At 73.9% G+C, this 25,547-nt stretch carries 26 protein-coding genes; 12 read left to right on the top strand and 14 right to left on the bottom strand.

What is annotated here, in order from left to right:
* The first annotated feature begins 114 nt into the window (after positions 1–114).
* The gene (locus IAG43_RS21060) at positions 115–1,230 is read left to right on the top strand and encodes a magnesium and cobalt transport protein CorA (protein WP_187742256.1); all 1,116 of its coding nucleotides are present in this window, start codon (positions 115–117) and stop codon (positions 1,228–1,230) included.
* Positions 1,231–1,332: 102 nt separating this feature from the next.
* Positions 1,333–1,842 (top strand): hypothetical protein, encoded by a 510-nt coding sequence (locus IAG43_RS21055; RefSeq protein ID WP_187742255.1) that lies wholly within the window; start codon positions 1,333–1,335, stop codon positions 1,840–1,842.
* Between the two features lie 53 nt (positions 1,843–1,895).
* Here the strand turns inward: IAG43_RS21055 and IAG43_RS21050 are convergent, their stop codons facing one another.
* Entirely contained in the window at positions 1,896–2,657 is a 762-nt protein-coding gene (locus tag IAG43_RS21050) for a hypothetical protein (RefSeq protein WP_246574484.1), read from the bottom strand.
* 166 nt (positions 2,658–2,823) lie between these two features.
* Between IAG43_RS21050 and IAG43_RS21045 the strand changes: the two genes are divergently transcribed.
* Genes IAG43_RS21045 through IAG43_RS21035 form a run of 3 tightly spaced genes read left to right on the top strand, consistent with a single transcriptional unit; the run spans position 2,824 to position 5,847 of the window.
* Positions 2,824–4,086 carry a magnesium transporter MgtE N-terminal domain-containing protein gene (locus IAG43_RS21045; protein WP_187742253.1) on the top strand — a complete coding sequence of 421 codons (1,263 nt, stop codon included), beginning with the start codon at positions 2,824–2,826 and terminating at the stop codon, positions 4,084–4,086.
* On the top strand, positions 4,079–4,669 hold the full coding sequence (locus IAG43_RS21040; RefSeq protein ID WP_187742252.1) for a DUF1003 domain-containing protein: 591 nt from the start codon (positions 4,079–4,081) through the stop codon (positions 4,667–4,669). Before IAG43_RS21045 ends, IAG43_RS21040 begins: the two co-directional genes overlap by 8 nt.
* 44 nt (positions 4,670–4,713) lie before the next feature.
* Complete coding sequence (locus IAG43_RS21035; RefSeq protein WP_187742251.1) at positions 4,714–5,847, top strand: Mrp/NBP35 family ATP-binding protein; 1,134 nt, start codon at positions 4,714–4,716, stop codon at positions 5,845–5,847.
* A gap of 64 nt (positions 5,848–5,911) precedes the next feature.
* Here the strand turns inward: IAG43_RS21035 and IAG43_RS21030 are convergent, their stop codons facing one another.
* The 5 genes from IAG43_RS21030 to sigE all read right to left on the bottom strand — a co-directional run bounded on the left by IAG43_RS21030 (position 5,912) and on the right by sigE (position 10,830).
* Complete coding sequence (locus IAG43_RS21030) at positions 5,912–6,604, bottom strand: hypothetical protein (RefSeq protein ID WP_246574482.1); 693 nt, start codon at positions 6,602–6,604, stop codon at positions 5,912–5,914.
* 124 nt (positions 6,605–6,728) lie between these two features.
* Positions 6,729–7,190: a sec-independent translocase gene (locus IAG43_RS21025; protein ID WP_187742249.1), complete on the bottom strand. Its 462-nt coding sequence runs from the start codon at positions 7,188–7,190 to the stop codon at positions 6,729–6,731.
* 112 nt (positions 7,191–7,302) lie between these two features.
* The gene (locus IAG43_RS21020; RefSeq protein ID WP_187742248.1) at positions 7,303–9,009 is read right to left on the bottom strand and encodes a S1C family serine protease; all 1,707 of its coding nucleotides are present in this window, start codon (positions 9,007–9,009) and stop codon (positions 7,303–7,305) included.
* A gap of 106 nt (positions 9,010–9,115) precedes the next feature.
* Positions 9,116–10,069 carry an anti-sigma factor family protein gene (locus tag IAG43_RS21015; RefSeq protein ID WP_187742247.1) on the bottom strand — a complete coding sequence of 318 codons (954 nt, stop codon included), beginning with the start codon at positions 10,067–10,069 and terminating at the stop codon, positions 9,116–9,118.
* Entirely contained in the window at positions 10,066–10,830 is a 765-nt protein-coding gene (gene sigE, locus IAG43_RS21010) for an RNA polymerase sigma factor SigE (protein WP_187742246.1), read from the bottom strand. Before sigE ends, IAG43_RS21015 begins: the two co-directional genes overlap by 4 nt.
* Positions 10,831–10,960: 130 nt before the next feature.
* On the opposite strand from sigE, the gene IAG43_RS21005 reads away from it, so the two are divergent.
* Complete coding sequence (locus IAG43_RS21005; protein WP_187744566.1) at positions 10,961–11,638, top strand: O-methyltransferase; 678 nt, start codon at positions 10,961–10,963, stop codon at positions 11,636–11,638.
* A 207-nt stretch (positions 11,639–11,845) separates the two neighbouring features.
* Here the strand turns inward: IAG43_RS21005 and IAG43_RS21000 are convergent, their stop codons facing one another.
* Positions 11,846–12,013, bottom strand: a complete 168-nt coding sequence (locus IAG43_RS21000; RefSeq protein WP_003966491.1) for a DUF3117 domain-containing protein — start codon at positions 12,011–12,013, stop codon at positions 11,846–11,848.
* A gap of 322 nt (positions 12,014–12,335) precedes the next feature.
* On the opposite strand from IAG43_RS21000, the gene chcB reads away from it, so the two are divergent.
* Positions 12,336–13,136: a 2-cyclohexenylcarbonyl CoA isomerase gene (gene chcB, locus IAG43_RS20995; protein WP_187742245.1), complete on the top strand. Its 801-nt coding sequence runs from the start codon at positions 12,336–12,338 to the stop codon at positions 13,134–13,136.
* A 135-nt stretch (positions 13,137–13,271) separates the two neighbouring features.
* Here the strand turns inward: chcB and IAG43_RS20990 are convergent, their stop codons facing one another.
* Both IAG43_RS20990 and IAG43_RS20985 read right to left on the bottom strand, forming a co-directional pair.
* Positions 13,272–13,853 (bottom strand): DNA-3-methyladenine glycosylase I, encoded by a 582-nt coding sequence (locus tag IAG43_RS20990; protein WP_187742244.1) that lies wholly within the window; start codon positions 13,851–13,853, stop codon positions 13,272–13,274.
* The gene (locus IAG43_RS20985; RefSeq protein ID WP_187742243.1) at positions 13,850–14,221 is read right to left on the bottom strand and encodes a DivIVA domain-containing protein; all 372 of its coding nucleotides are present in this window, start codon (positions 14,219–14,221) and stop codon (positions 13,850–13,852) included. The genes IAG43_RS20990 and IAG43_RS20985 overlap by 4 nt, the downstream gene beginning before the upstream one ends.
* Positions 14,222–14,338: 117 nt before the next feature.
* On the opposite strand from IAG43_RS20985, the gene folP reads away from it, so the two are divergent.
* Positions 14,339–15,199: a dihydropteroate synthase gene (folP, locus tag IAG43_RS20980; RefSeq protein ID WP_187742242.1), complete on the top strand. Its 861-nt coding sequence runs from the start codon at positions 14,339–14,341 to the stop codon at positions 15,197–15,199.
* A 168-nt stretch (positions 15,200–15,367) separates the two neighbouring features.
* Here folP and IAG43_RS20975 read toward each other — a convergent pair whose 3' ends face one another.
* Entirely contained in the window at positions 15,368–16,120 is a 753-nt protein-coding gene (locus IAG43_RS20975; RefSeq protein ID WP_187742241.1) for an LOG family protein, read from the bottom strand.
* 262 nt (positions 16,121–16,382) lie between these two features.
* Positions 16,383–17,462 (bottom strand): succinyl-diaminopimelate desuccinylase, encoded by a 1,080-nt coding sequence (gene dapE, locus IAG43_RS20970; protein WP_187742240.1) that lies wholly within the window; start codon positions 17,460–17,462, stop codon positions 16,383–16,385.
* Positions 17,463–17,614: 152 nt separating this feature from the next.
* Here dapE and IAG43_RS20965 point away from each other — a divergent pair, with 152 nt between their 5' ends.
* Together IAG43_RS20965 and IAG43_RS20960 are read left to right on the top strand one after the other, a co-directional pair.
* Positions 17,615–18,535, top strand: coding sequence for a VldE C-terminal domain-containing protein (locus tag IAG43_RS20965; RefSeq protein ID WP_246574480.1), 921 nt, complete (start codon positions 17,615–17,617; stop codon positions 18,533–18,535).
* A gap of 300 nt (positions 18,536–18,835) precedes the next feature.
* Positions 18,836–19,258, top strand: a complete 423-nt coding sequence (locus IAG43_RS20960) for an ATP-binding protein (RefSeq protein ID WP_187742238.1) — start codon at positions 18,836–18,838, stop codon at positions 19,256–19,258.
* Between the two features lie 113 nt (positions 19,259–19,371).
* On the opposite strand, the gene dapC is transcribed toward IAG43_RS20960, so the two are convergent.
* Together dapC and fdxA are read right to left on the bottom strand one after the other, a co-directional pair.
* A complete protein-coding gene (gene dapC, locus IAG43_RS20955; protein WP_187742237.1) occupies positions 19,372–20,466 on the bottom strand; it encodes a succinyldiaminopimelate transaminase in 1,095 nt (364 codons plus the stop codon).
* Positions 20,467–20,576: 110 nt separating this feature from the next.
* The gene (gene fdxA, locus IAG43_RS20950) at positions 20,577–20,897 is read right to left on the bottom strand and encodes a ferredoxin (RefSeq protein WP_105869511.1); all 321 of its coding nucleotides are present in this window, start codon (positions 20,895–20,897) and stop codon (positions 20,577–20,579) included.
* A 114-nt stretch (positions 20,898–21,011) separates the two neighbouring features.
* Here fdxA and IAG43_RS20945 point away from each other — a divergent pair, with 114 nt between their 5' ends.
* Positions 21,012–22,061 carry a GNAT family N-acetyltransferase gene (locus tag IAG43_RS20945; RefSeq protein WP_187742236.1) on the top strand — a complete coding sequence of 350 codons (1,050 nt, stop codon included), beginning with the start codon at positions 21,012–21,014 and terminating at the stop codon, positions 22,059–22,061.
* Between the two features lie 17 nt (positions 22,062–22,078).
* A complete protein-coding gene (locus IAG43_RS20940) occupies positions 22,079–22,915 on the top strand; it encodes a transglutaminase-like domain-containing protein (RefSeq protein ID WP_187742235.1) in 837 nt (278 codons plus the stop codon).
* A 442-nt stretch (positions 22,916–23,357) separates the two neighbouring features.
* Here the strand turns inward: IAG43_RS20940 and IAG43_RS20935 are convergent, their stop codons facing one another.
* The gene (locus IAG43_RS20935; protein WP_187742234.1) at positions 23,358–25,427 is read right to left on the bottom strand and encodes a hypothetical protein; all 2,070 of its coding nucleotides are present in this window, start codon (positions 25,425–25,427) and stop codon (positions 23,358–23,360) included.
* Positions 25,428–25,547: the final 120 nt, after the last annotated feature.

Here is a 25,547-nt window from a genome sequence, read left to right as displayed (position 1 = left end):
AACGCCGTCACCGCGATCGTGCGGTGCCGCCCGCTTTGCGGACGTGTCGCTCACGTCCCCGTTCCGGGCTGCGCCACGTCCCTCGCCGACGGCCTCTCCGTGAAGGAGCCAGCCATGTCGATGATCCGTGACCTGCGCGCAGCGGTCCGCCCCTCGCTCCGCAAGAGCAGCGCGCCCTACAACTCCTACGACACCACCCGCGACCCCTCCGCCTCCAGCGCCGTCGTCGACTGCGCCGTCTACCGCGACGGCGAGCGGCTGGAGAGCGCCGACTGCCTGACGCCCCGCGAGGCGATGCTCCGGGTGCGCGAGGGGGGCGGCTTCGCCTGGATCGGCCTGCACGAGCCGACGGAATCCGAATTCGCGGGCATCGCGGCCGAGTTCGGACTGCACCCGCTGGCCGTCGAGGACGCCGTCCACGCCCACCAGCGGCCCAAGCTGGAGCGCTACGACGACACCCTCTTCACGGTCTTCAAGACGATCCACTACGTGGAGCACGCCGAACTGACTGCCACCAGCGAGGTGGTGGAGACCGGCGAGGTCATGGTCTTCACCGGGCAGGACTTCGTCATCACGGTCCGGCACGGCGGCAAGGGCTCGCTGCGCGCCCTGCGCTACGGCCTCCAGAAGGACGCCGACCTGCTGTCCAAGGGACCCTCCGCGGTCCTCCACGCCATCGCCGACCACGTGGTCGACGGATACATCGCCGTGGCGTCCGCCGTGCAGGACGACATCGACGAGGTGGAGATCGACGTCTTCTCCGCGCCCGCGAAGGGCGGCCCGCGCGGCAGCGACGCGGGCCGGATCTACCAGCTCAAGCGCGAGGTGCTGGAGTTCAAGCGGGCGGTCTCCCCGCTGCTGCGCCCGATGCAGCTGCTGAGCGAGCGGCCGATGCGCCTGGTGGACCCGGACATCCAGAAGTACTTCCGCGACGTCGCCGACCACCTGGCCCGCGTCCAGGAGGAGGTCATCGGCTTCGACGAACTCCTGAACTCCATCCTCCAGGCCAACCTCGCCCAGGCGACCGTCGCGCAGAACGAGGACATGCGCAAGATCACCTCCTGGGCGGCGATCATCGCCGTCCCGACGGCGGTCTGCGGCATCTACGGCATGAACTTCGAGCACATGCCGGAGCTCCAGTGGAAGTACGGCTACCCGATGGTGCTCACCGGCATCGCCGTGGTCTGCTTCGCGATCCACCGCTCCCTCAAGCGGAACGGCTGGCTCTAGGCCTTGTCTGACACATGGCGCCGTCCGCCCGAAGGGCGCCAGGCGGGATGTGTCAGACAAGGCCTGGGGCCCGGGCGCGGGGCGCTCGGTAGGCTCTGGGGCATGACAACCCCACCGCTGGCGAAGGCGCTCGTCGAGGAGGCCACCAGGAAGTCCGGCCTCGTCTGGGTCCGCGGCGACGGACCGGCACGCGCCCTGTGGCACGTGTGGCACGAGGGCGCCGCGCATGTCGTCGGCGACGGACCGGGCGAGCAGCCGCTGCCCGGGCTGCGGGACGGCGGCGCCGCCGAAGTGACCGTCCGCAGCAAGGACAAGGGCGGCCGGCTCGTCGTCTGGACCGCCTCGGTACGGCAGTTGGCGCCCGGATCGCCGGAGTGGGACGCGGCCGTCGGCGAACTCAAGGGGAAGCGGCTGAACGCGCCCGACGCCGAACGGATGACGGAGCGCTGGGCCCGCGAGTGCCGCGTCCTGCGCCTGGAGCCCCGCGAGGCGTTCACCGAGATGTCGGGCGAGTCCCTGGCCGCGCCCCCGCTGCCCAGCGGTGCGGTCACCCGCCGTGCGGTCCCGGCGGGGCTGCCGAAGCTGCTCCTGAAGCGCTCCCGGCGCCGCTGACGCCCCGGGCCCCGGGGCGGGGGCGGGCCGTCAGTCCCCGGGAGGGGCGGCCGTCAGTCCCCGGACGACGTCGGCAGCTGACCGCCGTAGTCGAGGATGTCGTCCTCGGCGGGTTCGGCGAGCGGGAAGTCCTTGTCCCATTCGCCGAGCAGCAGCACGCCCGCGCCGGCCGCCCGGGCGAACTGGAGCGGATAGGGCTCCCCGATCAGCGACACGTCGAGCACCCCGCCGGAGCCCTCGTCGGCGAGCACCTTGACGGTCTTGACCCCGCCGACCTGCGTCCGGTCGCCCTTGCTCAGTTCCCCCTGCATCCCGAGCAGGCCGTCCAGCAGCACGTCCATCTCGGTGAAGACCCGGAAGCGCTTGTACGAGGGGTCGTTCTGAGGCACCTTCACGTACTTGTCGCCGAGCTTCTTCGCCGCCTCCGCGTCGGCCTTCCCCTCCTCGCCGTCCCCGTCGGCACCGATCCAGAAGCCGGCGTCGGCCTTGAGGAAGAGGGCGTCGCCGATCCGCAGCAGCTCGAAGGTGTTGTCCTTCGAGGTCACCGAACCGCTCGCGCCCTCCTGCTTGAGGCGCATGTTGAGCTTGTAGGTGCCGTCCTTGCTGACCAGGCTCCCGGAGAGGCGGACCGCGTCCGCCCCGTCCACCGCGGCGCGCGCCTTCTCCTCGATCTCCTCGGCACCGAGCTTGCCGATCCCGTTCGTACCCGCGTCCGGGTCCTCGCCGCAGGCCGTGAGTCCGACCGCAAGACCGGCGCACAGCACCGCGGCGAGAGCGGCCCGGCCCGCGCGTCCGGCCGAAGGGAGGGGAGTCACCGGCACCCTGCCTCTCATCTCTGGGGGGTTGGCAGACCGCAGCGTACCTGTGTGCCCCGGGCGTGCCCGCAGCCAGCCGTACGGAGGTGGGCCGGGGGCGCCGCGGAACGGTACGGGCTAGCCTGAACCCGTCGAACAGCAGGTTTCACGGCAAAGGAGGCGCGGTATGGCGGCGGGCGCGCCCCGGGTCTTCGTCTCGCATCTCGCGGGCGTGCCCGTCTTCGACCCCAACGGCGACCAGGTCGGCCGGGTGCGCGATCTGGTGGCGATGCTTCGCGTCGGGCGCCGGCCGCCGCGGCTGCTGGGGCTCGTCGTCGAGGTGATCAGCCGCCGCCGGATCTTCCTGCCCATGACACGGGTGACGGGCGTGGAGTCCGGACAGGTCATCACGACCGGTGTGCTGAACGTGCGCCGCTTCGAGCAGCGCCCCACCGAGCGCCTCGTCCTCGGCGAGCTGCTCGACCGGCGGGTGCGCCTGGTGGAGAGCGGCGAGGAGGTCACCGTCCTCGACGTCGCCGTCCAGCAGCTTCCCGCCCGCCGCGACTGGGAGATCGACAAGGTCTTCGTCCGCAAGGGCAAGGGGGGCGCGCTGCGCCGCAAGGGCGAGGCGCTGACGGTGGAGTGGTCCGCGGTCACCGGCTTCTCGCTGGAGGAGGACGGCCAGGGCGCGGAGAGCCTGCTCGCCACCTTCGAGCAGCTGCGCCCCGCCGACCTCGCCAACGTGCTGCACCACCTGTCGCCCAAGCGCCGGGCCGAGGTCGCCGCCGCCCTCGACGACGACCGGCTGGCCGACGTGCTGGAGGAGCTGCCCGACGACGACCAGGTCGAGATCCTCGGCAAGCTCAAGGAGGAGCGGGCGGCCGACGTGCTGGAGGCCATGGACCCGGACGACGCCGCCGACCTGCTCTCCGAGCTCCCGGAGGAGGACAAGGAACGGCTGCTGACCCTGATGCGGCCCGACGACGCGGCCGACGTGCGCCGGCTGATGTCGTACGAGGAACGGACCGCGGGCGGTCTGATGACCACCGAGCCGATCGTGCTGCGGCCGGACGCCACGGTCGCCGACGCCCTGGCCCGCGTGCGGGTGGCCGACCTCTCCCCCGCGCTCGCCGCCCAGGTGTACGTCTGCCGCCCGCCGGACGAGACCCCGACCGGCAAGTACCTGGGCACGGTGCACTTCCAGCGGCTGCTGCGGGACCCGCCGTTCACCCTGGTCAGCTCGATCGTCGACAGCGACCTCCCGCCGCTGTCGCCGGACACGGCGCTGCCGGCCGTCACCAGCTACCTGGCCGCGTACAACATGGTCGCCGCGCCGGTCGTGGACGAGAGCGGCTCCCTGCTGGGAGCGGTCACCGTCGACGACGTGCTGGACCACCTGCTGCCCGACGACTGGCGGGAGACCGAGTTCGAGGAGTCCGCCCATGGGTAGCGGCGACGCCGGGCAGGGCGACCGCGGGGAGACGCGCGACCGGATGCCGGCGGGCGCCAGCGCCTCCTCGCGCCGGGTGCGCCTCGACCTGCCGCGGCCGCCGCGCCGGAGCCTGCTGCCGGAGTACGACCCGGAGGCGTTCGGGCGGCTCTCGGAGAAGATCGCGCGGTTCCTCGGCACCGGCCGCTTCCTCGTCTGGATGACCCTGACGATCGTCGCCTGGGTGCTGTGGAACATCGCCGCCCCCGCCCACCTGCGCTTCGACGAGTACCCGTTCATCTTCCTGACCCTGGTGCTGTCGCTCCAGGCCTCCTACGCCGCGCCCCTGATCCTGCTGGCGCAGAACCGGCAGGACGACCGGGACCGGGTCAACCTGGAGCAGGACCGCAAGCAGAACGAGCGGTCCATCGCGGACACCGAGTACCTGACCCGGGAGATCGCGGCCCTGCGGATGGGCCTCGGCGAGGTCGCCACCCGCGACTGGATCCGCTCGGAACTGGAGGACCTGGTCCGGGAGCTGGAGGAGCGGCGCGACGTATTCCCGGCACGGGCCGCGGACCACCGTGACGAAGGCGACCGCTGACGGGTCTTTCCGGAGGCGGCGGGCAGCGCCGTACCATCGTCGGTATGGCTACGGAAGACGCGGTGCTCGAGGCACTGGCGACGGTGAACGACCCCGAGATCAACCGACCGATCACCGATCTGGGCATGGTGAAGTCGGTCACGGTCGGGGACGACGGCACGGTCGCCGTCACGGTGTACCTGACCGTCTCGGGTTGCCCCATGCGGGACACCATCACCAAGAACGTCACGGAGGCGGTCGCCCGTCTCGACGGCGTCACGGCGGTGGACGTCACGCTGGACGTGATGAGCGACGAGCAGCGCAAGGACCTCGCGGCCTCGCTGCGCGGCACCACCGCGGAGCGCGAGGTGCCCTTCGCCAAGCCCGGCTCGCTGACCCGCGTCTACGCGGTGGCCTCCGGCAAGGGCGGCGTCGGCAAGTCCTCCGTGACCGTCAACCTGGCGGCCGCGATGGCCGCGGACGGCCTCAAGGTCGGTGTGGTGGACGCGGACATCTACGGCCACAGCGTGCCCCGCATGCTGGGCGCCGACGGCCGGCCCACCCAGGTCGAGAACATGATCATGCCGCCGTCCGCGAACGGCGTGAAGGTCATCTCCATCGGCATGTTCACCCCGGGCAACGCGCCCGTGGTGTGGCGCGGGCCGATGCTGCACCGGGCGCTCCAGCAGTTCCTCGCGGACGTCTACTGGGGCGACCTGGACGTGCTCCTGCTCGACCTGCCGCCGGGCACCGGCGACATCGCGATCTCCGTCGCCCAGCTCGTGCCGAACGCCGAGATCCTCGTCGTCACGACCCCGCAGCAGGCCGCGGCCGAGGTCGCCGAGCGGGCCGGTTCGATCGCGGTCCAGACGCACCAGAAGATCGTGGGCGTCGTCGAGAACATGTCGGGCCTGCCCTGCCCGCACTGCGACGAGATGGTCGACGTCTTCGGCACCGGAGGCGGCCAGAAGGTCGCGGACGGGCTGACGAAGACCACCGGCGCCAGTGTGCCGGTGCTCGGCTCGATCCCGATCGACGTCCGGCTGCGCGAGGGCGGCGACGAGGGCAGGCCGGTGGTCCTGTCGGACCCGGACTCCCCCGCGGGTTCCGCGCTGCGCGCGATCGCGGGCAAGCTCGGCGGACGCCAGCGCGGCCTGTCGGGCATGTCGCTGGGCATCACCCCGCGCAACAAGTTCTGACGGCCGCCCGCCTCCCGGGCCGTGCGCGGCCGGGGAGGCGGGGGACGCCGCGGGCGCGGGGCCGTCAGAGGTACGGGGTGAGGTCCTCGATCGCCGAGAAGGCCAGCCCGTAGGCGCTCATGCCCCGCCCGTACGCGCCGATGTGGACGCCGTTCCCGGCGGTGCCCGCGAGGACCCAGCCGAACTCGGACTCGCGGTAGTGGAACGGCGTCGGCACCCCGTCCACCGGGAGCGACAGGGCCGACCACTCCTCGCCCGCCAGGTCGTCGGCGAGTTCGAAGGCGGTCTCGGTCTGCTGGTCCAGCCAGTCGTCCCGCAGGGTGTGGTCCAGCTGCGGGGGCCAGGTGTGGGCCAGGAGGCCCGACCCGGCCAGCCAGGCGGCCGAGGAGACCGTGGTGGCGTCCAGGACGCCGGTGCCGTCGCCGCTGCGGCGCACCGGGTTCGCGGCGACCGTCACGACCACCGCGAAGCGCTCCTTGTCAGCCGCGCTCGCCTCGTTCCGTATCGACGGCTCGTCGCCGTGCCCGACGGCGCCGTGCTGCACGGTGCCGTCCGCCGCCGTGCCCACCTGCATCAGCCGGCGCGGCCCGGTGAACGCCCCGTCCAGGCCGTACCAGGGGAAGGCGGCGCTGCGGAAGCCCTCGGCCGTGCGCCGGGCCGCGGCCGCGGCCGCGGCACCGGGATCCGGCGCTGTGGTGCCGGGGTCCGGCGCGGTGCCGGTCGTGCTCTGCGCCGTCATCCGGCTTGTCGTAGCCATCTGTTCGGCCGCCTCCTCTGTCACTCGCACCCGCAGCGGCCCGCCCCCGGTCGTGGGGCCCGCTCACTGCCGGACAGATGGAGAGAATAGCCACCCCGCGACCGCGGACGGCCATTGACAGCCGTCAGGTGGCGTCCGAGTCGAAGGGCGGGCGCTCGTCGCGGGCCGGCTTCTCGGTCTTCTTCAGCAGGTCGGGCCCACCGGAGGGGGTGCCGTTCACGGCCGCGGGGACAGCGGCGTCGGACACGCCGGACGGCTCCCGGCCGTTCACGGCGTCCGTGACGTCGTCGATCTCCTTCCTGAGATCGAAACTGCTCCGGAGCTCCTTGAGCTCCTTGAGGTCGTCGTTCTCCGCGAGCTGCTTGCGCAGGTACGCCTTGGGGTTCAGGTCCTCGAACTCGAAGTCCTTGAACTCGGGCCCCAGTTCGCTGCGGATGTCCTCCTTGGCGTTCTCCGAGAACGCGCGGATCTTGCGGATGAACGCGGCCGCGTCCTGGATGACCTTCGGCAGCTTGTCCGGGCCGAAGATGAGCACGGCGAGCACGACCAGAGCCACCAGCTCCAGTCCGCCTATGTCATTGAACACCCTGCTGCTCCTCGTGTTCGCTGTGGCCCGGGGGTCCGTCGGGGGTCCGGACCCGATCCACGGTACCTGCCCCGTCCGTCCGCCCGGTACCTGCGGGGCGGCGCGCAGATGGTCATGAACTGTCCGCCGACCCCAGGGTCAGCGTCACCGCCCGCTCGTCGCCGCCGCGGGTCACGGTCAGCTCCAGCCGGTCCCCGGGACGGTGCGCGCGGATCTTGACGATCAGCTCCTCACCGCTGTGCACCCGCTGCCCGTCGACCTCGGTGATCACGTCGCCCGGCTTGATCCCCGCCCGTGCCGCCGGCCCGTCGGGGGTGACGGCGGGGGTGTCGTCCTTGCCCTTGTCGCCGACGCGCGCGCCGTCACCGGCGAACTTCATGTCCAGGCTGACGCCGATCACGGGGTGGGTGGCCCTGCCGGTGTTGATCAGCTCCTCGGCGACCCGCTTGCCCTGGTTGATCGGGATGGCGAACCCGAGGCCGATCGAACCGGCCTGGCCGCCGTCCGCGCCGCCGCCGGTGTCCGCGGCCCTGATGGCGCTGTTGATGCCGATCACCCGGGCCTTGGAGTCCACCAGCGGGCCGCCCGAGTTGCCGGGGTTTATCGGCGCGTCGGTCTGGAGCGCGTCGACATAGCTGATGTCGCTGCCGTCGCCCTTCTCGCCGCCCGCCGTGATCGGGCGCTCCTTGGCGCTGATGATGCCCGCGGTGACCGTGTTCTGGAGGTCGAAGGGGGCCCCGATGGCGACGACCGGGTCGCCGACGCGGACGCTGTCGGAGTTGCCGAGGGGCAGCGGCTTGAGGCCGGACACCCCGGTGACCTTGACGACGGCCAGGTCGTAGCCGCTGTCCTTGCCGACCAGGGTGGCCTCGGCGGTCTCGCCCCCGCTGAAGGTGATGGTGATGTCGCCCGACTCCCCCGCCGGGTCGACCACGTGGTGGTTGGTGAGGATGTGGCCCTTGCGGTCCAGCACGAAGCCGGTGCCGGTGCCCTGCTCCCCGGCGCCGCTGACGTGGAGGGTGACCACGCTCGGCAGCGCGCTGGCCGCGATACCGGCCACGCTGTCGGGCGCGCGGTCCCTGGACTCGCCCTCCGCCTGCGGCAGTTCGAGCGGGGTGAGGCCGCCGTTGCGCTCGGCGTAGACGCCGATGGCCCCGCCGGCGCCGCCGGCGACGAGGGCGACGAGCAGCGCGCCGACCAGCAGGGCGCCCCGGCGGCGCCGAGGTGCCGGGGGCTCGCCCGTGGCGGTCAGCGGGGCGCCCGGCGCGCTCCAGGGGTCGTACTGGAGCCACACGGAGTTCAGCGGCTGCGGCCGCTCGTCCACCGGATGGGGCTGGGGGTGGGGGTGGTGGCCCATGGCCACGGGCTGCTGCGGCACGGGGGCCGGCGGGGGCGCGGGCTGCCCCGGTGCCGTGTGCGCGGGCGCGGGCTGCGGAGCCGTGTACTGCGGCGGGACCGCCGTGCCGTGCGCCGGGGTGGCCACCGGGCGCTGGACCGGCGGTGCGGGCGCCCACGGGCCGGGGCCGCCGTAGGGCGGGGTGCTGTACGGGTCCGGGTCGTGCAGCGGCACCGGCCGGGTCGCGGGCTCCGCGTGCGGGGCGGGCGCGGCGACGGGGGCGGTCTCGGGCGCGTGCGCGGCGGGCACGGGGGCCGCGGCGAGGGGTGCGGTCTCCGGCTGCGGGGCGGCAGCGGGGGCGGCCTCGGGCTGCGGGGCGGGCGCCGGATCGGCGGCCGGGGTCGTGGCGGGCTCGGCGGCTCGCGGCGCACCGGGCCGGCTCCACCACTTCGCCTTCGGTCCGGTCGGCTTCCCGTCGTCCATGCTCTCCCCGCAAACTGCCGCGCTCCGCGCGGTGCCCGCGCGGGCACCGCACCCAGGATTCAACCAGGTTTGCGATTCCGTGCGCAGGGCACCGCGTGGCTTCCGGTCAGCGCAGGGGCGTCAGCGGAGAGGTCCGCGGGCCGGACGCCGCGGCCGTGGCCGGTGCGGCGGGGGCCGCGGCGGTGTGCTGCGGCGTCACGGCGGGCGGCAGCACGGAGGCCGACGCCAGTTGCAGGGTGGGGGCGGCGGGCCGTATCAGCGGCGGCAGCGCGGCGGAGTCGTACATCAGGATCGACGCCGTGAACGGAGGTGTCCGGCCGATGACGGCAGGCGGTGCGGTCGGGGCGACGGCCGCCGCCGGTCCGCTGTCGGCCCGGCCGCCGCGGCGCCGGTCCCCCTCGCTCGCCCTGACGGTGGTCGTGCCGCCCTGCGCTGCTCCGGTGGCCACACCGGTGCCGGGGACGGTGCGGGCAGGGGAGACCTTGTTGCCGCCGTTCTGGCCGCGCGAGGTGGTCTCGCCGGAGACGTCGACCGGTACCGCGCCGCCGAGGGCGATGGCGGCGAAGGACACCGCACTCGCCGCGGCGAACGCGAACCGTCTGCCGCGCCACGGCGACCGCTCAGCCTCCGCGCGGCCGACCTCGTGTATGCGGAACCCGCCGCCCGCTCCGGGCAGGGCCGCGGCGTGCGACCCCCCGGGGACGTACCCGAAGGCCTCCCCGCGGCGTGCGCGGGAATGTTCCGCGGACGGGGTCAGCGCTCCGAAGACACTGTCCGCCGGCTGCCCGCCGAAAGGTCCCTGCGGGGAGCCGCCCCCGCCGGGCTCCGCGGGCAGCCCCTGCAACCGCGCGAGCAGCCCCTCGGAGAGCGGCGGCGGCGCGGACTGCGCGAACACGCTTTTCAGGCGGCGCTGCGCGTCCGCCTCGGCCTTGCACTTGTGACAGGTGGCCAGGTGCGCGAGGACCCGGTCCCTGGCGTCGTGACCCAGTTCGCCGTCCACGAGCGCGGCGAGCCTGTCCCCCAGATGCTGTTCCGCTGGGGTCGGACCTGTGCCGTTCACGCCGGTCCGACCTCCCCGGCGAGCGAGACGGCGACCGCCGGTGAGCGCTCGGCGCGTGCCTGCGGCGAACGGTGCCGGAGCGCCTTGCGCAGGTGCGAACGGCCGCGGTGGATGCGGCTGCGGACGGTGCCCAGCTTCACGCCCAGGGTGGCGGCGATCTCCTCGTAGGAGAGCCCCTCGATGTCGCAGAGGACGACCGCGGCGCGGAACTCGGGCGCAAGGGTGTCCAGCGCCTGCTGCACGTCCGCGTCGAAGTGGGTGTCGTTGAAGACCTGCTGCGGGGACGGCTCACGGCTGGGCAGCCGCTCGGCCGCGTCGTCGCCGAGGGCGTCGAAGCGGATGCGCTGCTTGCGGCGCACCATGTCCAGGAAGAGGTTGGTGGTGATGCGGTGCAGCCAGCCCTCGAAGGTGCCCGGCGTGTACGTCGACAGCGAGCGGAAGACACGGACGAAGACCTCCTGGGTGAGGTCCTCGGCGTCGTGCTGGTTGCCCGTGAGGCGGTAGGCCAGTCGGTACACCCGCGCACTGTGCATGCTGACGATCTCCTCCCAGGTGGGAGGGGTCCACGCCTGCGATTCCGCTTCCGATGCGAAGGTAGCGGTGGTGACGGATTCGGCGGGCACGGAACGGTCAGCGTTCTTGGTCACGGATTTGGGCTCACCCGCCGACCTGAGAAGGCGCCTCAGCACTCCTCCCCGATCCGCAGGTGCAGCCGCACCTCCCCTGTCAGCTCTGGTGGTGTCCAGCGGAGCCCCTACCATAGCCACCTCGCCCGTTAGCTCCGGATAAGAATCTTTACGTGGATTTGGGATCCGGCTCCGGCCCGGGTCCACGTCCGTCCCCATCCCTTCACAACGCCCGGTCCCATCTGCGGGTTCCCGGGCGCAGCGGATACAGTCAGCGTCGCGCCAACTACGGGGACAGGAGAGGGTCATTACCGCCAACCGGCAGACGAGCTGGGCGTTCGCCGACGCCTTTGTCGCCGAGGACGACGCTCTGCACTGGGCCCGCGACCGGGCCCGGGAGGCAGGGCTGCCCTCGGTGTCGCCCGGCACCGGCTCCGCGCTGCGTCTGCTGGCCGCGACCGTGGACGCGAAGGCGGTGGCGGAGATCGGCACCGGCACCGGCGTCTCCGGGATCTACCTGCTCCAGGGCATGCGGCCCGACGGCGTCCTGACCACGGTCGACCTGGAACCGGAGCGCCAGCAGTTCGCGCGGGAGGCCTTCCGGACGGCCGGCTTCGCCGGCAACCGGGCCCGCTTCATCCCCGGCAGGGCACTCGACGTGCTGCCCCGGCTCGCGGACGGCGGCTACGACCTGGTCTTCTGCGACGGTGACCGCACGGAGTCGCTGGACTACCTTGCTGAATCGTTGCGGCTGCTGCGCCCGGGCGGCCTGGTCTGCTTCGAGGGCGTGTTCGCCGGCGGCCGTACGGTCGACTCCGCCGCCCAGCCCCCCGAGGTGCTGCGCGTCCGGGAACTGCTGCGGACCATGCGCGAGAGCACGGAACTGCTGCCCGCGCTGCTCCCCGTGGGCGACGGGCTGCTCTGCGCGGTGCGCCGGGGCTGAACCGGCGCCGCCGGGTGACCGTCCGGCCGTCCGTGCCGCACGCCGGATCGCGCCGGAGGGCCGGGCGCGCCGTCACGGGACCGGTGCCGGAATGCCGTCACGGGACCGGTGCCGGGGTGGGGGTATCTGCCGGAAGACGGCGGAAGACACCACTGCCCCGGGGCGCTGCGGCGCGGACCGGGGCAGTGGAAAGGAGACCGGGCTGAGTCAGCCGACGACCTTCTTCAGGGCGTCGCCCAGTGCGTCGGCTTCGTCCGGAGTCAGCTCGACGACAAGCCGACCGCCGCCTTCGAGCGGAACGCGCATGACGATGCCCCGCCCCTCCTTGGTCACCTCGAGCGGGCCGTCGCCCGTCCGCGGCTTCATGGCCGCCATGCTCGTTCCCCTTCCTGAAACCAGCTCACGCCAGCCGGCGGCCCCAAGAGAGGTGCTGAATCACCGGCATCGAACACATTGCTTCCAGGCCATTATCCCGCATGCCAGGACCCAAAGACCAACATCAGTCGGCATCGCTTGCGCAACGCGCTCGCGCAAAACCACCCAATTCGGGGATCCGCCTGCGATACTGCGCGCCCGCCGGGCTCGGCGGCGGCGGCGAATGTTTGACGCAGCTCACACGGACGCGCCGTTCGATGTGCGGTGATCTCCGTCATGCTGGGCCCCGACACTGCCGTCAGAACCGCAAAGGGGACCCGCCATGGCCGAGGCCGTGCTGTACGACGTGACCGACGGACTCGCGACGATCACGATCAACCGGCCCGAGGCGATGAACGCCATGAACGTCGCCGCCAAGGAGGCCCTGCGGGACGCGGCCCGTGCCGCCGCCGACGACTCGGCCGTACGGGCGGTGCTGCTGACCGCGACCGGCAAGGCGTTCTGTGTCGGCCAGGACCTCAAGGAGCACGTCTCCCTGCTGGCGGCCGCCGAGAAGTCCGGTTCTGGCGGTGTCATGAGCACGGTCCGCGAGCACTACAACCCCGTCGTCCGGGCGCTCACCGGGATGGCGAAGCCCGTGGTGGCCGGTGTCAACGGGGTGGCCGCCGGTGCCGGGCTGGGGTTCGCGCTCGCCGCGGACTACCGGATCGTCGCCGACACCGCCACTTTCACCACGTCGTTCGCCGGGGTGGCCCTGACCGCGGACTCGGGCGTCTCCTGGACCCTGCCGCGGCTGGTCGGTCCCAGCAGGGCGGCCGACCTGCTGCTCTTCCCCCGCTCGTTCTCCGCGCAGGAGGCGTTCGACTGGGGCATCGCCAACCGGGTGGTGCCCGCGGCGGAGCTGGCGGCCGAGGCGCTCAAGGTCGCCCGCGCCCTGGCCGAGGGGCCTACCGTCGCCTACGCGGCGCTGAAGGAGTCCCTCGCCTACGGAGCGGGCCACTCGCTGGACGAGGCGCTGGACAAGGAGGAGGAGCTCCAGGCGAGGGCCGGCTCCTCCGAGGACCACGGGATCGCGGTGAAGGCCTTCCTCGCGAAGGAGCCGCCGCGCTACCTCGGCCGCTGAGGACACCGGCCCGGACGACGGCACCCGCGCACGCTGCGACGCCGCACCGGGCACCAGGCACCGGCACCGCGGCGGCGACCGCCCGCACGGCCGCCGGACGCGCCCTCCAGGGGTGCGCCCGGCGTCGCGGGCCGGTCAGCCCCGGCGCGCCACGCAGTCGGCCAGGTGGTCGTCGACCAGTCCGCACGCCTGCATCAGCGCGTACGCCGTGGTGGGGCCGATGAAGCGCAGGCCCCGCTTCTTCAGCGCCTTGGACAGCGCCGTCGACGCGTCGGTGACGGCCGGCACGTCGGCGAGCGTCTTCGGAGCGGGCCGGTTCGCCCGGTCCGGGGCGAACGACCAGATCAGGGTGTCGAGCTCGCCGGCCTGCCATCCGGCCAGCACCCGGGCGTTCGCCAGGGTGGCCTCGATCTTGGCGCGGTTGCGGATGATGCCCTCGTCGGCGAGGAGCCGGGCCGCGTCGGCCTCCGTGAAGCGGGCCACGGCGGGGATCGAGAAGCCCGCGAAGGCGGCTCGGAAGCCCTCCCGGCGGCGCAGGATCGTGATCCACGAGAGCCCGGACTGGAAGGCCTCCAGGCACAGCCGCTCGAACAGGGCGTCGTCGCCGTGGACCGGGCGCCCCCACTCCTCGTCGTGGTAGGCGATGTAGTCCTCGGTGGACAGGCCCCAGGGGCAGCGCAGCCGCCCGTCCGGGCCCGCCACGGCGCCGGTGCTCATCGGTCCCGCTCCTCGCCGCGCTCGGTGAACTCGCCGGGCTCGGTGAAGAGGTCGGGCCGGGCGACCGCGGTGGCCTGCGCCCCGGCCAGCGCCGACTCCAGCTCGGCGATCCGGGCGTCCCGCTCGGCGAGCTCCGCGCTCAGCCGGTCGAGCACGTCGTCCACGTCCTCCATGCGGTAGCCGCGCGGAGTGACGGGCAGACGCAGCGCGTCGATGTCCGCCCGGACCACGGGACGGTGCGCAGGCAGGGGGTCGACGAGCCGCTCCGGCGCCGCGTCCGGCAGGGTCGTGCTGTCGGTGCCCCCGATCACGGCGAGCGTGACCGCGGCCACCACCACGACCATCGTGATCAGCAAGAAAAAGAACACGAGCGACCCTCTCCCCGGAAGACCCGGTGCACCCGGGTGGAAACCGTCCCGTGCCGATCGTGCCACGGACGACGGACAGTAGGGTCGCAGGCGGACGACCCGAGGAGGAAACTGCGGATGCTGCGGCTGGGACGGCGTGAGTTCACCACGCACGAGCCGGTGATCATGGCGATCGTCAACCGGACCCCCGATTCCTTCTACGACCAGGGGGCGACGTTCCTCGACGAACCGGCGCTGGCCCGGGTCGAGCAGGCCGTCGCCGAGGGCGCGGCCGTCATCGACATCGGCGGTGTGAAGGCGGGGCCGGGCGACGAGGTGAGCGCCGAGGAGGAGGCCCGGCGCACGGTCGGCTTCGTGGCCGAGGTCCGCCGGCGCCACCCGGACGTGGTGATCAGCGTCGACACCTGGCGTCACGAGGTCGGGGAGGCGGTCTGCGAGGCCGGGGCGGACGTGCTCAACGACGCCTGGGGCGGCGTGGACCCGAAGCTGGCGGAGGTCGCCGCCCGGTACGGGGCCGGTCTGGTCTGTACCCACGCGGGCGGCGCGGAGCCGCGCACCCGTCCGCACCGGGTCGTCTACGAGGACGTGATGGCGGACATCCTGCGGGTGACCGTGGGGCTGGCCGAGCGCGCGGTGGAACTCGGCGTCCGCCGCGACGCGATCATGATCGACCCCGGCCACGACTTCGGGAAGAACACCCGGCACAGCCTGGAGGCCACCCGCCGGCTGGACGAGATGGCGCGCACCGGGTGGCCGGTGCTGGTGTCGCTGTCGAACAAGGACTTCGTCGGCGAGACGCTGGACCGGCCGGTCAAGGAGCGGGTCCTCGGGACCCTGGCGACCACCGCGGTCTCCGCCTGGCTGGGCGCGCAGGTCTACCGGGTGCACGAGGTGGCGGAGACCCGGCAGGTGCTCGACATGGTCGCCTCGATCGCCGGGCACCGCCCGCCCGCGGTCGCCCGCCGGGGCCTGGCCTGAGGCCCGCACCGGCGGGGCGCCGCGCTCCCCGGCGGACGGCGGAGCCCTGCGCGTACTCCACGGTCGTCGTCCTGCGCACGAAGAAGCGGCGGACGGCGCGGAGACGGCCCCGGGCCGTCTCCGGCGCATCCCGCCCGGCGGGCGGAGGACGGCGGGGGCGGAGGACGGCTAGCGGCCCGTCTCCTTGGTGACCAGGGCAACGGCCTCCTCCACGTCGTCGGTGACGTGGAAGAGGAGGAGGTCGTGTTCCGACGCCTTGCCCTGGGCGACCACGGTGTCCCGGAGCCACTCCACGAGGCCGCTCCAGTAGGCGGTGCCGAAGAGCACGATCGGGAAGCGGGTGACCTTGCGGGTCTGGACGAGGGTCAGCGCCTCGAACAGCTCGTCCAGGGTCCCGAGCCCGCCGGGCAGGACCACGAAGCCCTGCGCGTACTTCACGAACATCGTCTTGCGCACGAAGAAGTAGCGGAAGTTCACTCCGATGTCGACGTGCTGGTTGATGCCCTGCTCGAAGGGCAGCTCGATGCCGAGGCCGACGGAGATGCCCTTGGCGTCCCGGGCGCCCTTGTTCGCCGCCTCCATGGCGCCGGGCCCGCCACCGGTGATGACGGCGAAGCCGGCGTCGACGAGGGCGCGGCCGAGCCGGACGCCGGTCTCGTACTCGTCGCTGCCCGGCTGGGTGCGGGCCGAACCGAAGACGCTGATCGCGCTGGGGAGTTCGGCGAGCGCGCCGAAGCCCTCGACGAACTCCGACTGGATGCGCATGACCCGCCACGGGTCGGTGTGCACCCACTGCGAGTCGCCCTCGCTGTCCAGCAGCCGCTGGTCGGTCGTCCCCGGCTGCACCTGCTCCCTGCGGCGCAGTACCGGTCCCAGCCGCTGCTCCTCCAACGCGCGCAGACCCTCGGAGTTGCTGCTCATGACCTGCTCCCTCCGCCGTACGACATCATGTGTCCGGCAAGGGTAAGGGCTGTCCCGCAATGTCCTGTGGATCAGCGTGCGGCGTCGGATGCATGGGGCCTCCCCGGGCCCGCAGGGCGCAGGGGACGGATCGCAAGGCGCAGGGCCGTCCTCGTACCGGGCGGACTCGGGCGATCCGGCAACGCGGCGGGGTGCCGTTGTGCCGTCGCCGCCTGGCCGGGTGCGGTCCCGGGCCGGAGCCGGGGACCGCGCCCGGCGGCGCTCAGGAGGTCAGCCAGTTCCGCAGGCGCTCCTCGCACCGGGTGATCAGGTCCACGCGGACGTGCTCGTCCCGCTTGTGCGCGTAGAGCGGGTCGCCGGGGCCGTAGTTGACGGCGGGGACCCCGAGGGCACTGAACCGCGAGACGTCGGTCCAGCCGAACTTCGGCTGCGCGGTGCCGCCGACGGCCTCCATGAACGCGGCGGCGGCCGGGTGGGACAGGCCGGGCAGCGCCCCGCCCGTGTGGTCGTCGACGACGATCTCGCCCACCCCGCAGTCCGCGAAGACCTCGCGCACGTGGGCCTCGGCCTCGGCCATGCTGCGGTCGGGCGCGTAACGGTAGTTGACGACGACCGTGCAGGCGTCGGGGATGACGTTGGTCGCCACACCGCCCTCGATGCCCACCGCGTTGAGTCCTTCCCGGTACTCCAGGCCGTCGATGACGGGCCGGCGCGGCTCGTACGCGGCGAGGCGGGCCAGGACGGGGCCGGCGGCGTGGACGGCGTTGCGGCCCATCCAGCTCCGCGCGGAGTGCGCCCGTTCCCCGGTGAGCTTCAGATGAACCCGCAGCGTGCCCTGGCAGCCGCCCTCCACCTCCCCGTTCGACGGCTCCAGCAGTACGGCGAAGTCGCCCGCGAGCCAGTCGGGGTGCGCCTCGGCGACGTGTCCGAGGCCGTTGAGGTGGGCGGCGACCTCCTCGTTGTCGTAGAAGGCGAACGTGAGGTCCCGGTTGGGCTCGGGGACGGTGGCCGCGATGCGCAGCTGGACGGCGACGCCGGACTTCATGTCGCTGGTGCCGCAGCCCCACAGGACGCCGTCGCCGTCGAGGCGGGAGGGCACGTTGTCCGCGATCGGGACGGTGTCGATGTGTCCGGCGAGCACGACCCGCTCGGCGCGTCCGAGCCAGGTGCGCGCGACGACGTTGTTGCCGTACCGGTCGACGGTGAGGTGGGGGAGGGCCCGGAGGGCCTGCTCGATGGCGTCGGCGAGGGGCTTCTCCTCTCCGCTGACCGAGCGGAAGTCGACCAGCGCGGCGGTCAGCGCCGGGCCGTCGAGGGTGAGATCGAGCACGGTGTCGGACATGGTCCCGACCCTATGGCCTCCGGTCCGGGGGCTGTGGTCCCGGTCCCGGGTCCGCGCGGGGAGCCGGTTCGGGTCCCGGGTCCGCGCGGGGAGCCGGTTCGGGTCCCGGGTCCGCGCGGGGGCCCGGGCGGCCCTCCAGTACCGTGTGGGGCGTGTCCGAGAACGCCTCCCCCGTCCGGCGCGGCCGCTTCCTGCGTTTCACGGCCGCGCTGCTGGTGCTGCTGGGTATCGCCGGGTACGTCGTCGTGCAGTACGTCACCGGGGGCGGCGGCGCGCCGCGGTGCGTGGTGCGGACGTCGGAGGACGGCGGCTCGACGTACGAGCTGAGCCCCGAGCAGGCGGACAACGCGGCCACGATCTCGGCCGTGGGCACCACCCGGGGCATGCCGCAGCGCGCGGTCACCATCGCGCTGGCCACCGCCCTCCAGGAGTCGGCGCTGCGCAACATCGACTACGGCGACCGGGACTCGCTCGGGCTCTTCCAGCAGCGGCCGTCCCAGGGCTGGGGCACGCCGAAGGAGATCATGGACCCGGTGTACTCGGCGGGGAAGTTCTACGAGCACCTGGCCGAGGTCCCCGGGTACTCGCGGATGCCGCTGACGGTCGCCGCCCAGAAGGTGCAGCGCAGCGGCTTCCCGCAGGCGTACGCGAAGCACGAGCCGGACGCCACCCTGCTGGCGGCGGCGCTGACCGGCGGGGCGTCGGCGACGCTGACCTGCTCGGTGCGGGCGGGCGGCGGCGCGGGCGACCCGGCGCAGGTCCGGGGCGAACTGACGCGCGCCTTCGGTTCCGAGGTGCTGCGCGGCGGCGCCGGCGGGGGCACGGCGGGCGGGGAGGCCTCCTCGGTCCTCACGGTCCCGGTGGCCTCGGCTCGCGAGTCGGGCGGCGGACGGCCGGACCGGCGCGGCTGGGAGCTGGCGCACTGGGCCCTGGCGCGTGCGGAGGCGCTGCGCATCACGGAGGTCGCCTACGGCGACCGGGTGTGGAGCGTGGAGAGGTCCTCGGAGGGCTGGCGGGCCCGCGACGCCGAGCCCGGTGACGCGGACAGCGTCCGCATACGCATCGCACACTAGGACGCCCGCGCACTCGAACGCGTTATTCCGTTCGGTTGCCGCCACCGCCCCCAGCGCCCCGCCCGAGCCCCGCGCCACGGGAACGATCTCCTTGCGGCACAAAGGAAGTGACGGTTCATCAGGAGGTCGGACATGCCCCCGTCCGCCCCCTTTCGGATGAAACAGATAATGCGACGCGTTACCAATTCTTTACTTCGCCGCACCGCAACTTCCCCCGCCCTCCGGCCGGTTGTCAGGACGTCCGAACACCGGGCAGCACCTCACGCGCCGCCCGGACGTCCTCTCGCCCCAAGGAGCATCATGTCCCTCCCCCTGACCCGTCGGATCGCCCGTGCCGCGCTGATCATCGCGGCGGGAGCAGCTCCTGTGGTCGGAGCGGCCGGCTCCGCGGGCGCCGCGCCCCTGCCCCAGACCCCGGTCGGCGGCCTCACGGCCCTCGACGCCGCCAACGTCGACAGCACGGTCGACAGCGTCTCCGAGGAGACGACCGAGGTGGCCGGCCAGGTCGGCGGCAAGACCGCCGAGAAGGCCGCCCCCGCGGCCACCCGGACCGTCGACAGGACCGCCCAGAAGGCCGCTCCCGTCGCCGAGAAGGCCACCGGCGACACGGCCGGCGAAGCCGGGGGCCTGGTCGGCGGCGCGACCCAGGGCGGCCTGCCCACCGACGCGCTGACCGGCGGCGCCACCGGCGCACTCGGCGGCGGCCTCCCGCTCGGCGGCTGACACACCCCGCAGGCCGAGCCCTGCGGGCACGGCCGCGCACGGCGTGGGGGCCCGGGAGCATCGCTCCCGGGCCCCCACGCCGTCCGGCCGGCTCCCGTCGGCCGGGAGCGGGCTCAGCCGAGGCGCTTGACCGCCGCCTCGACCCGCTCGTCGGTGGCCGTGAAGGCCACCCGGACGAACCGCTCACCGGCCTCGCCGTAGAAGTCGCCGGGGGCGACCAGGATGCCGAGCTCCGCGAGGTGCGCCACGGTGTCCCAGCAGGGCTCGTCGCGCGTCGCCCACAGGTAGAGGCTCGCCTCGCTGTGCTCGATCCGGAAGCCGTGCGTCTCCAGCGCGGTGCGCAGCGCGGCCCGGCGCGCCGCGTAGCGCGCCCGCTGCTCGCCGACGTGCGCGTCGTCGCCGAGCGCGGCGACCGTGGCGGCCTGGACGGGCGCCGGCGTCATCATGCCGCCGTGCTTGCGGATCTGGAGGAGTTCGCCCAGCACCGCCTCGTCACCGGCGACGAACGCGGCACGGTAGCCGGCCAGGTTCGAGCGCTTGGAGAGGGAGTGGACGGCCACGACGCCCTCGTACGTGCCGCCGCAGACGTCGGGGTGCAGCACGGAGACGGGCTCGGCTTCCCAGCCGAGCTCCAGGTAGCACTCGTCGCTGAAGACGAGCACCCCGTGCTCGCGGGCCCAGGCCACGATGCGGACCAGGTCGTCCTTGGGGAGCACCCTGCCGGTCGGGTTGGAGGGCGAGTTGAGCCACAGGAGCTTCAGCCCGGCCGGGTCGAGCTCGGTCGGGTCGTCGTAGACGACGGGCTCCGCGCCCGCCAGCCGCGCGCCGACCTCGTAGGTCGGGTAGGCGAGGCGCGGGTAGGCCACCTTGTCGCCCGCGCCCAGGCCGAGCTGCGTCGGCAGCCAGGCCACCAGCTCCTTGGAGCCGACGACGGGCAGCACGTTGCGGTGGCCGGCGTCCACCGCGCCGAGGCGGCGGGCGATCCAGCCGGTGAGGGCGTCCCGCAGCGCGGGCGTGCCCCAGACCGTCGGGTAGCCGGGCGAGTCCGCCGCCTCGACCAGGGCCTGCCGGATCACCGCGGGCACCGGGTCGACCGGCGTGCCGACGGAGAGGTCCACGATGCCGTCGGCATGGGCGGCGGCCGTCGCCTTGTACGGCTCGAGCTTGTCCCAGGGAAAGGCGGGGAGGCGCGATGAGACTGCGGCCACTGCGGGGCTCTCTTTCTTGCGTACGTCGTACTCGACACCGCGGTCCCGTACGGACGACGAGCCGTACGGGACCGGGAGGCGGGAATGCTGCGACGGGACCGGCGGGCCGGTCAGCCGTTCTGCGGCGGCAGGGCCGCCACGAAGGGGTGGTCCCGCTCGATCAGGCCCAGCTTGGAGGCGCCGCCGGGCGAACCGAGCTCGTCGAAGAACTCGACGTTCGCCTTGTAGTAGTCCTTCCACTCGTCCGGGGTGTCGTCCTCGTAGAAGATGGCCTCCACCGGGCAGACCGGCTCACAAGCACCGCAGTCGACGCATTCGTCCGGGTGGATGTACAAGGACCGGGAGCCCTCGTAGATGCAGTCGACGGGGCACTCCTCGATGCACGCCTTGTCCTTGACGTCGACACAAGGCTGCGCGATGACGTAGGTCACGCTGTCGTTCCTCCTCGGTAAGGGCTGGCTTGCGCGGGAGCGCGGCGTCGTCGATGCCCGCACCTAGTATCTCCGTTCTCGGGGACGATCCGAACAGGAGGGGCGGGCAGAACCGTGGAATTCACTGCCGCAGCGCGGCTGAAGGTCCGTCTGACACCGGCTGACGTGGGCAAACGGGTGTCGGTCCGCGCGGCGGTGCCGTCCGGGGCGCCCGGCTCGAAGTTCACCGACACGGTCGGTGTTCTCACATCCTGGACCGACGGTGTGCTGCTGATCACACGCCGGACCGGGGAGAGCGTCCGCATCCCGGAAGACCTGCTGGTCGCGGGCAAGCAGGTGCCGGCCGAACCGGCCCGGCGGCGCGGGCCGTCGGCGGGCTTCGCCGAACTGGCGCGGGTCGCCGCCCGCGCCTGGCAGCCGGTGGAGAGCGAGCGGCTCGGCGAATGGGAGCTGCGCGCGGCCGGCGGCTTCACCCGGCGCGCCAACTCGGTTCTGCCGCTGGGCGATCCGGGGACGGGGCTCGACGACGCGCTGGCCCGGGTCCGTGCCTGGTACGCGGCGCGCGGCCTGCCCGCCTACGTGCAGATCGCCACCGGGGCCGCGGGCACCCAGGAGGAGCTCGGCGCGGCGCTGGCCGAACGCGGCTGGCGCCGCGAGGTGTCGGCCGAGGTGTGGACCGGTTCGCTCGCTCCGGTGGCCGACCTGACGGACGACGACGCCCGCGTGCGTGTCGAGCACACCCTCGGCGACGCCTGGACGCGCCGCTACCAGCGCACGTCCGAGCCGGGGCCGGATGTCCTGGCGGTGCTCACGGCGGGTCCGTCCGTGTCGTTCGCGACCGTGCCCGTCGCCTCCGCGCCCGTCGCGGCGCCGGAGCCCGCGCCCCGGACGGCGCCGGACGCCGCCGGGGACGTCCCGGCGGCGATCGGGCGGTGCGTGGTGGACGGCCGCTGGGCGGGGTTCATGGCGGTCGAGGTCGGTCCGGCGCACCGGCGTCAGGGCCTCGCCACGGCGGTGATGGCGGCACTGGCCCGCCGGGCGCTGGACGAGGGCGCCTCGGCGGCCTGGCTCCAGGTGGAGACCGACAACGCACCGGCGCGCGCGCTGTACGCGGGCATGGGGTTCTCGGTCCACCACCACTACCACCACTTCCGCGCCGTCTAGACGGGTACGAGAGGAACATGCACCACGAACCCCCGCGGCCCGACTGGCGGCAGCGGTTCGCCGACGAGGCCCGCTCCCCGCGGCCCGACCTGTCGACGCTCTGCCTGCTCATCGGCACGCAGGCGGACCCGGACCTCGACGAGGCCGGCATCGACGCGGCGCAGATCGAACTGGACCGGCTCGCCGGAATGCTCCCCCACGGGCTGAAGGGACCGCACGCGTGGGCGCGGGCGCTCGCGGACCTGCTGGGCGGACGCGAGGGGTTCCACGGGGCCCCCGCGGACTACCGGCGGCTGGAGTCCTCCCTGCTGCACGAGGTGCTGCGGCGGCGCCGGGGACTGCCGATCCTGCTCTCCGTCCTGTGGACGGAGGTGGCCCGCAGGGCCGGCGGCCAGGTGTACGGCGTCGCCCTGCCCGGCCACTTCGTGGTCGGCTTCGGCGATCCCGGCGCGCTCGTGCTCGCGGACCCGTTCGGCGGGGGCAGGCCGCTCTCGGCCGAGGACGCCGAACTGCTCGTGACCGGTGCCACGGGGGCGCCGCCGAGCCCGTCGATGCTGCGGCCCGCCGACCCGCTCGCGGTCGTCTCGCGCGTCCTCAACAACATCCGCGCCTGGGCGGCGCCGCGCCCCGAGCGCTCCGAAGTCGCCCTCTGGGCCCTCGACCTGCTGCTCCTGCTGCCGTCCCACCCGGCGCGGCTGCGGTACGAACGCGCCCAGCTCCTGGTCCAGCGCGGGGCGTTCACCGAGGGCGCGGCCGAGATGGACGCCTACGCCGACGTCGTGTCCGCCGTCGAGCCCACCACCGCCGACCTGGTCCGCGGACGCGCCCGCGCGGCCCGCGCGATGCTGAACTGAGCAGACCGCCCGCAGGACTCGCGGCGTCCGCCCGCCACGGGCGTCCCGGCCCGGGGCGTCCTGCCGCGAGGCGGGGCGTCTCCCGCGTCCGGGGCGGGAACGCGGGAGAGCGCCGGCCGCCGCGCGGTCGCCGCTCCGGGCGCGGAACCACCCCTTCGGCGTGACAGCACCGCTCCCGTCCGGGAGCACCGGCCTCGCGCGACAGCGGCTCTCACCGCCCCGGGCGCCGCTCATCCACCGGAGCCCACACACCCGGCAGCGCACACCCCCGCCCGTACGAACACGCGGCAGCACCCCCGCCGGAGCGCCCCGGGCCCCCCGCCCACCGGCACGACCCCGCCCTGGGGACACGCACCCCGGTGAACACCGCCGGCACCCCGGCGACGCCGAACGCCCGCCCGGCGGTGCCGGGCGGGCGTTCGGGAGGCAGTGACCGGGCGGATCAGCTCGGGTCGAGGGAGATGACCGCCGTACGCTCCGCGGGCGTCGTGCCGCGCAGGGCGGGCCCCATCGCCTGGGCGACGTCGTCGGCCGACACCTCGTGCTGCTTGCCGTCGCCCTTGGTGATCATGATCCCGTCGAAGACTCCTTCGAGCAGCTGCTCGATGGCGGCCTTGTCGTAGTACTCCACGAGCTTCCCGTCGACCGGCTTCATCGACAGGATCTTCGGCAGGGACTTCGACGGGCCGAACTGGATCTGCTTGTCTCCCGCCTTGATCGTGATCAGGCCGGACATCGCGGGCTCCGCGAAGTCCTTCATGGCCCGGTCGATCTCGGCCTGCGTGATGGTCGGCTCCCGGCTCGCGACGGGCAGGGTGACCACGTTCGGCTTGCCGGTCTCGACCTGGGCGCGGTACGCGTCCTTGACCGTGACCATCGAACGGGCGACGTCCAGCGACTCCCCCGGCTTCCCGGGCACGGCCACGGCCTTGCCCGGCTCGAAGCGGATGGTGCCGTCGGAGGCCGAGCCCGCGGTGCCCGCGAGGTCGGAGAGCGCGACGCCCAGCTTCTCCTCGTCGACCAGGATCACCGGCTGCGCGGCGCGCTCGCCCCCGAAGAGGGAGCCGATCACCGAGACCGGGTTGTAGTCGCTGCCCGCGGCCCCGCGGACGGTCGCCTGGCTGTCCAGGGAGAGCCCGGCCTTGTCCGGGGCGAGTTCGGCCTTCTGACCGCCCACCGCGAGCTGGAGGGGGGCGGCGGCACGCTTGCCGAAGGCCGCCTCCAGCTTGTTGACGGCCTCGTCCCGCGTCCCGCCGCCGATGTCGACGCCGAGGACCGTGGTGCTCTTCGGCACGTCGGAGTGGTTCAGCAGCAGTCCGGCGCCGTACGCGACACCGAGCAGGCCGAACACTCCCACACCGGCCAGCACCAGCTTGGACCGGCCCTTGCGGGCCGGCGGGGCCGCCGCTGGCCGGGGCGCGGGCTCGGGTGAGGGCGCGGCGGCCGCGGCGCCGGGGCCCGCGGGGAACTCGGGGTCCGAGAAGTCCGCGCGGGCACCGCCGGAAGCGGGGCCGCCGGGCCCGCCCGCGGGCGGGCCGGAGCGGGTCGCGCCGCCGGGTGCGAACGGCGACCGGCCCTCGCTCGGGACGACCGGGATGCCGCTGGTGAGCGTGTCGCCGGAGACGTGTCCGCCGCCCGGCTCGGGGGCCGGCTTCTGCGGGGTGAGCACGGCGGTGTCGTCGGACATCCGGGGCGGGCCGGCCGGCCCGCCGGGCCCGGGGCCCAGCGGCATGTCGCCGGTCACCGGCCCCGACGTCGGCCCCGCGGGGACGCGGTCCGGGCCGGGCGGGCGCACGCCGAGCGGCGGCGTCCCGCGGCCGGGGGCGAAGCCGTCGTCCTGGCGCGGGCGGTCGGGTCCCGCTCCGGGCGGGGCGTCGCCGGGACGCGGCCGGGCCGGCAGTCCGGCGGCGGGGGTCTCGTCGACGAGGGCCGACAGGCCGGACGCCGGCGGGGCGCCGCCGGGGGCGAATCCGTTCCCGGCGGGACCGCCCTGGCCGCCCTGACCGCCGGGGCCGGGCGCGGCGGGCCCGCCCTGCCGCGGCGGAGCCGCGGCGGGAGGCGCCGAAGGGGCCGGTGCGGCGGCCTTGCGCGGCGCGAACCAGTCGCTGGCGGCGGGCTTCTCCTCGGCGGCGGGGGCCTGGGGCCCGGGCGCCGCGGGACGCGGCACGCTGCCGGTGCGCTCGGCGTCGGATCCTCCCGGCGCGGGCGCCGCCGCGCCGGGCGCGGGGCTCCTGGAGCCCGCGTCGGTGTCGCTCATCGGCGTGCGCATGACGACGGGCGGGATCGGCCGCGAACCGGGGATGTTGATCCGGATGCGGGTCGTCAGTGTGGTCTCGGTCTTCGGTTCCTCGGCGTCCCGCTCGGGCGCCGCTCCCGCGGCGTCGTCCGGAGCGTCCTGCGTCGGATGCAGCGACGGATACTGGCGGGATCCGTACGGCGGTGTGCCCGAGGGGTACGCGGCTCCACCGCGCCCCTGGGGGCCGGCGGACGAACTGTCAGTTTCACGACTCAAAGCAGGTTCTCCCGGTTGGCTTCGCCGCCCGTTTCTTTCTGGACAGCTGCTGCTGCGGGCGGCTCGGCGGCGCGCACCACCATACTGTCCGCCACGGACCGACACCCCGGGACCGCCCGA

It is taken from the genome of Streptomyces genisteinicus (genome assembly GCF_014489615.1).
In the GTDB taxonomy this organism is placed as follows: Bacteria; Actinomycetota; Actinomycetes; order Streptomycetales; family Streptomycetaceae; genus Streptomyces; species Streptomyces genisteinicus.
This window is presented reverse-complemented; position numbering and strand designations above follow the sequence as displayed.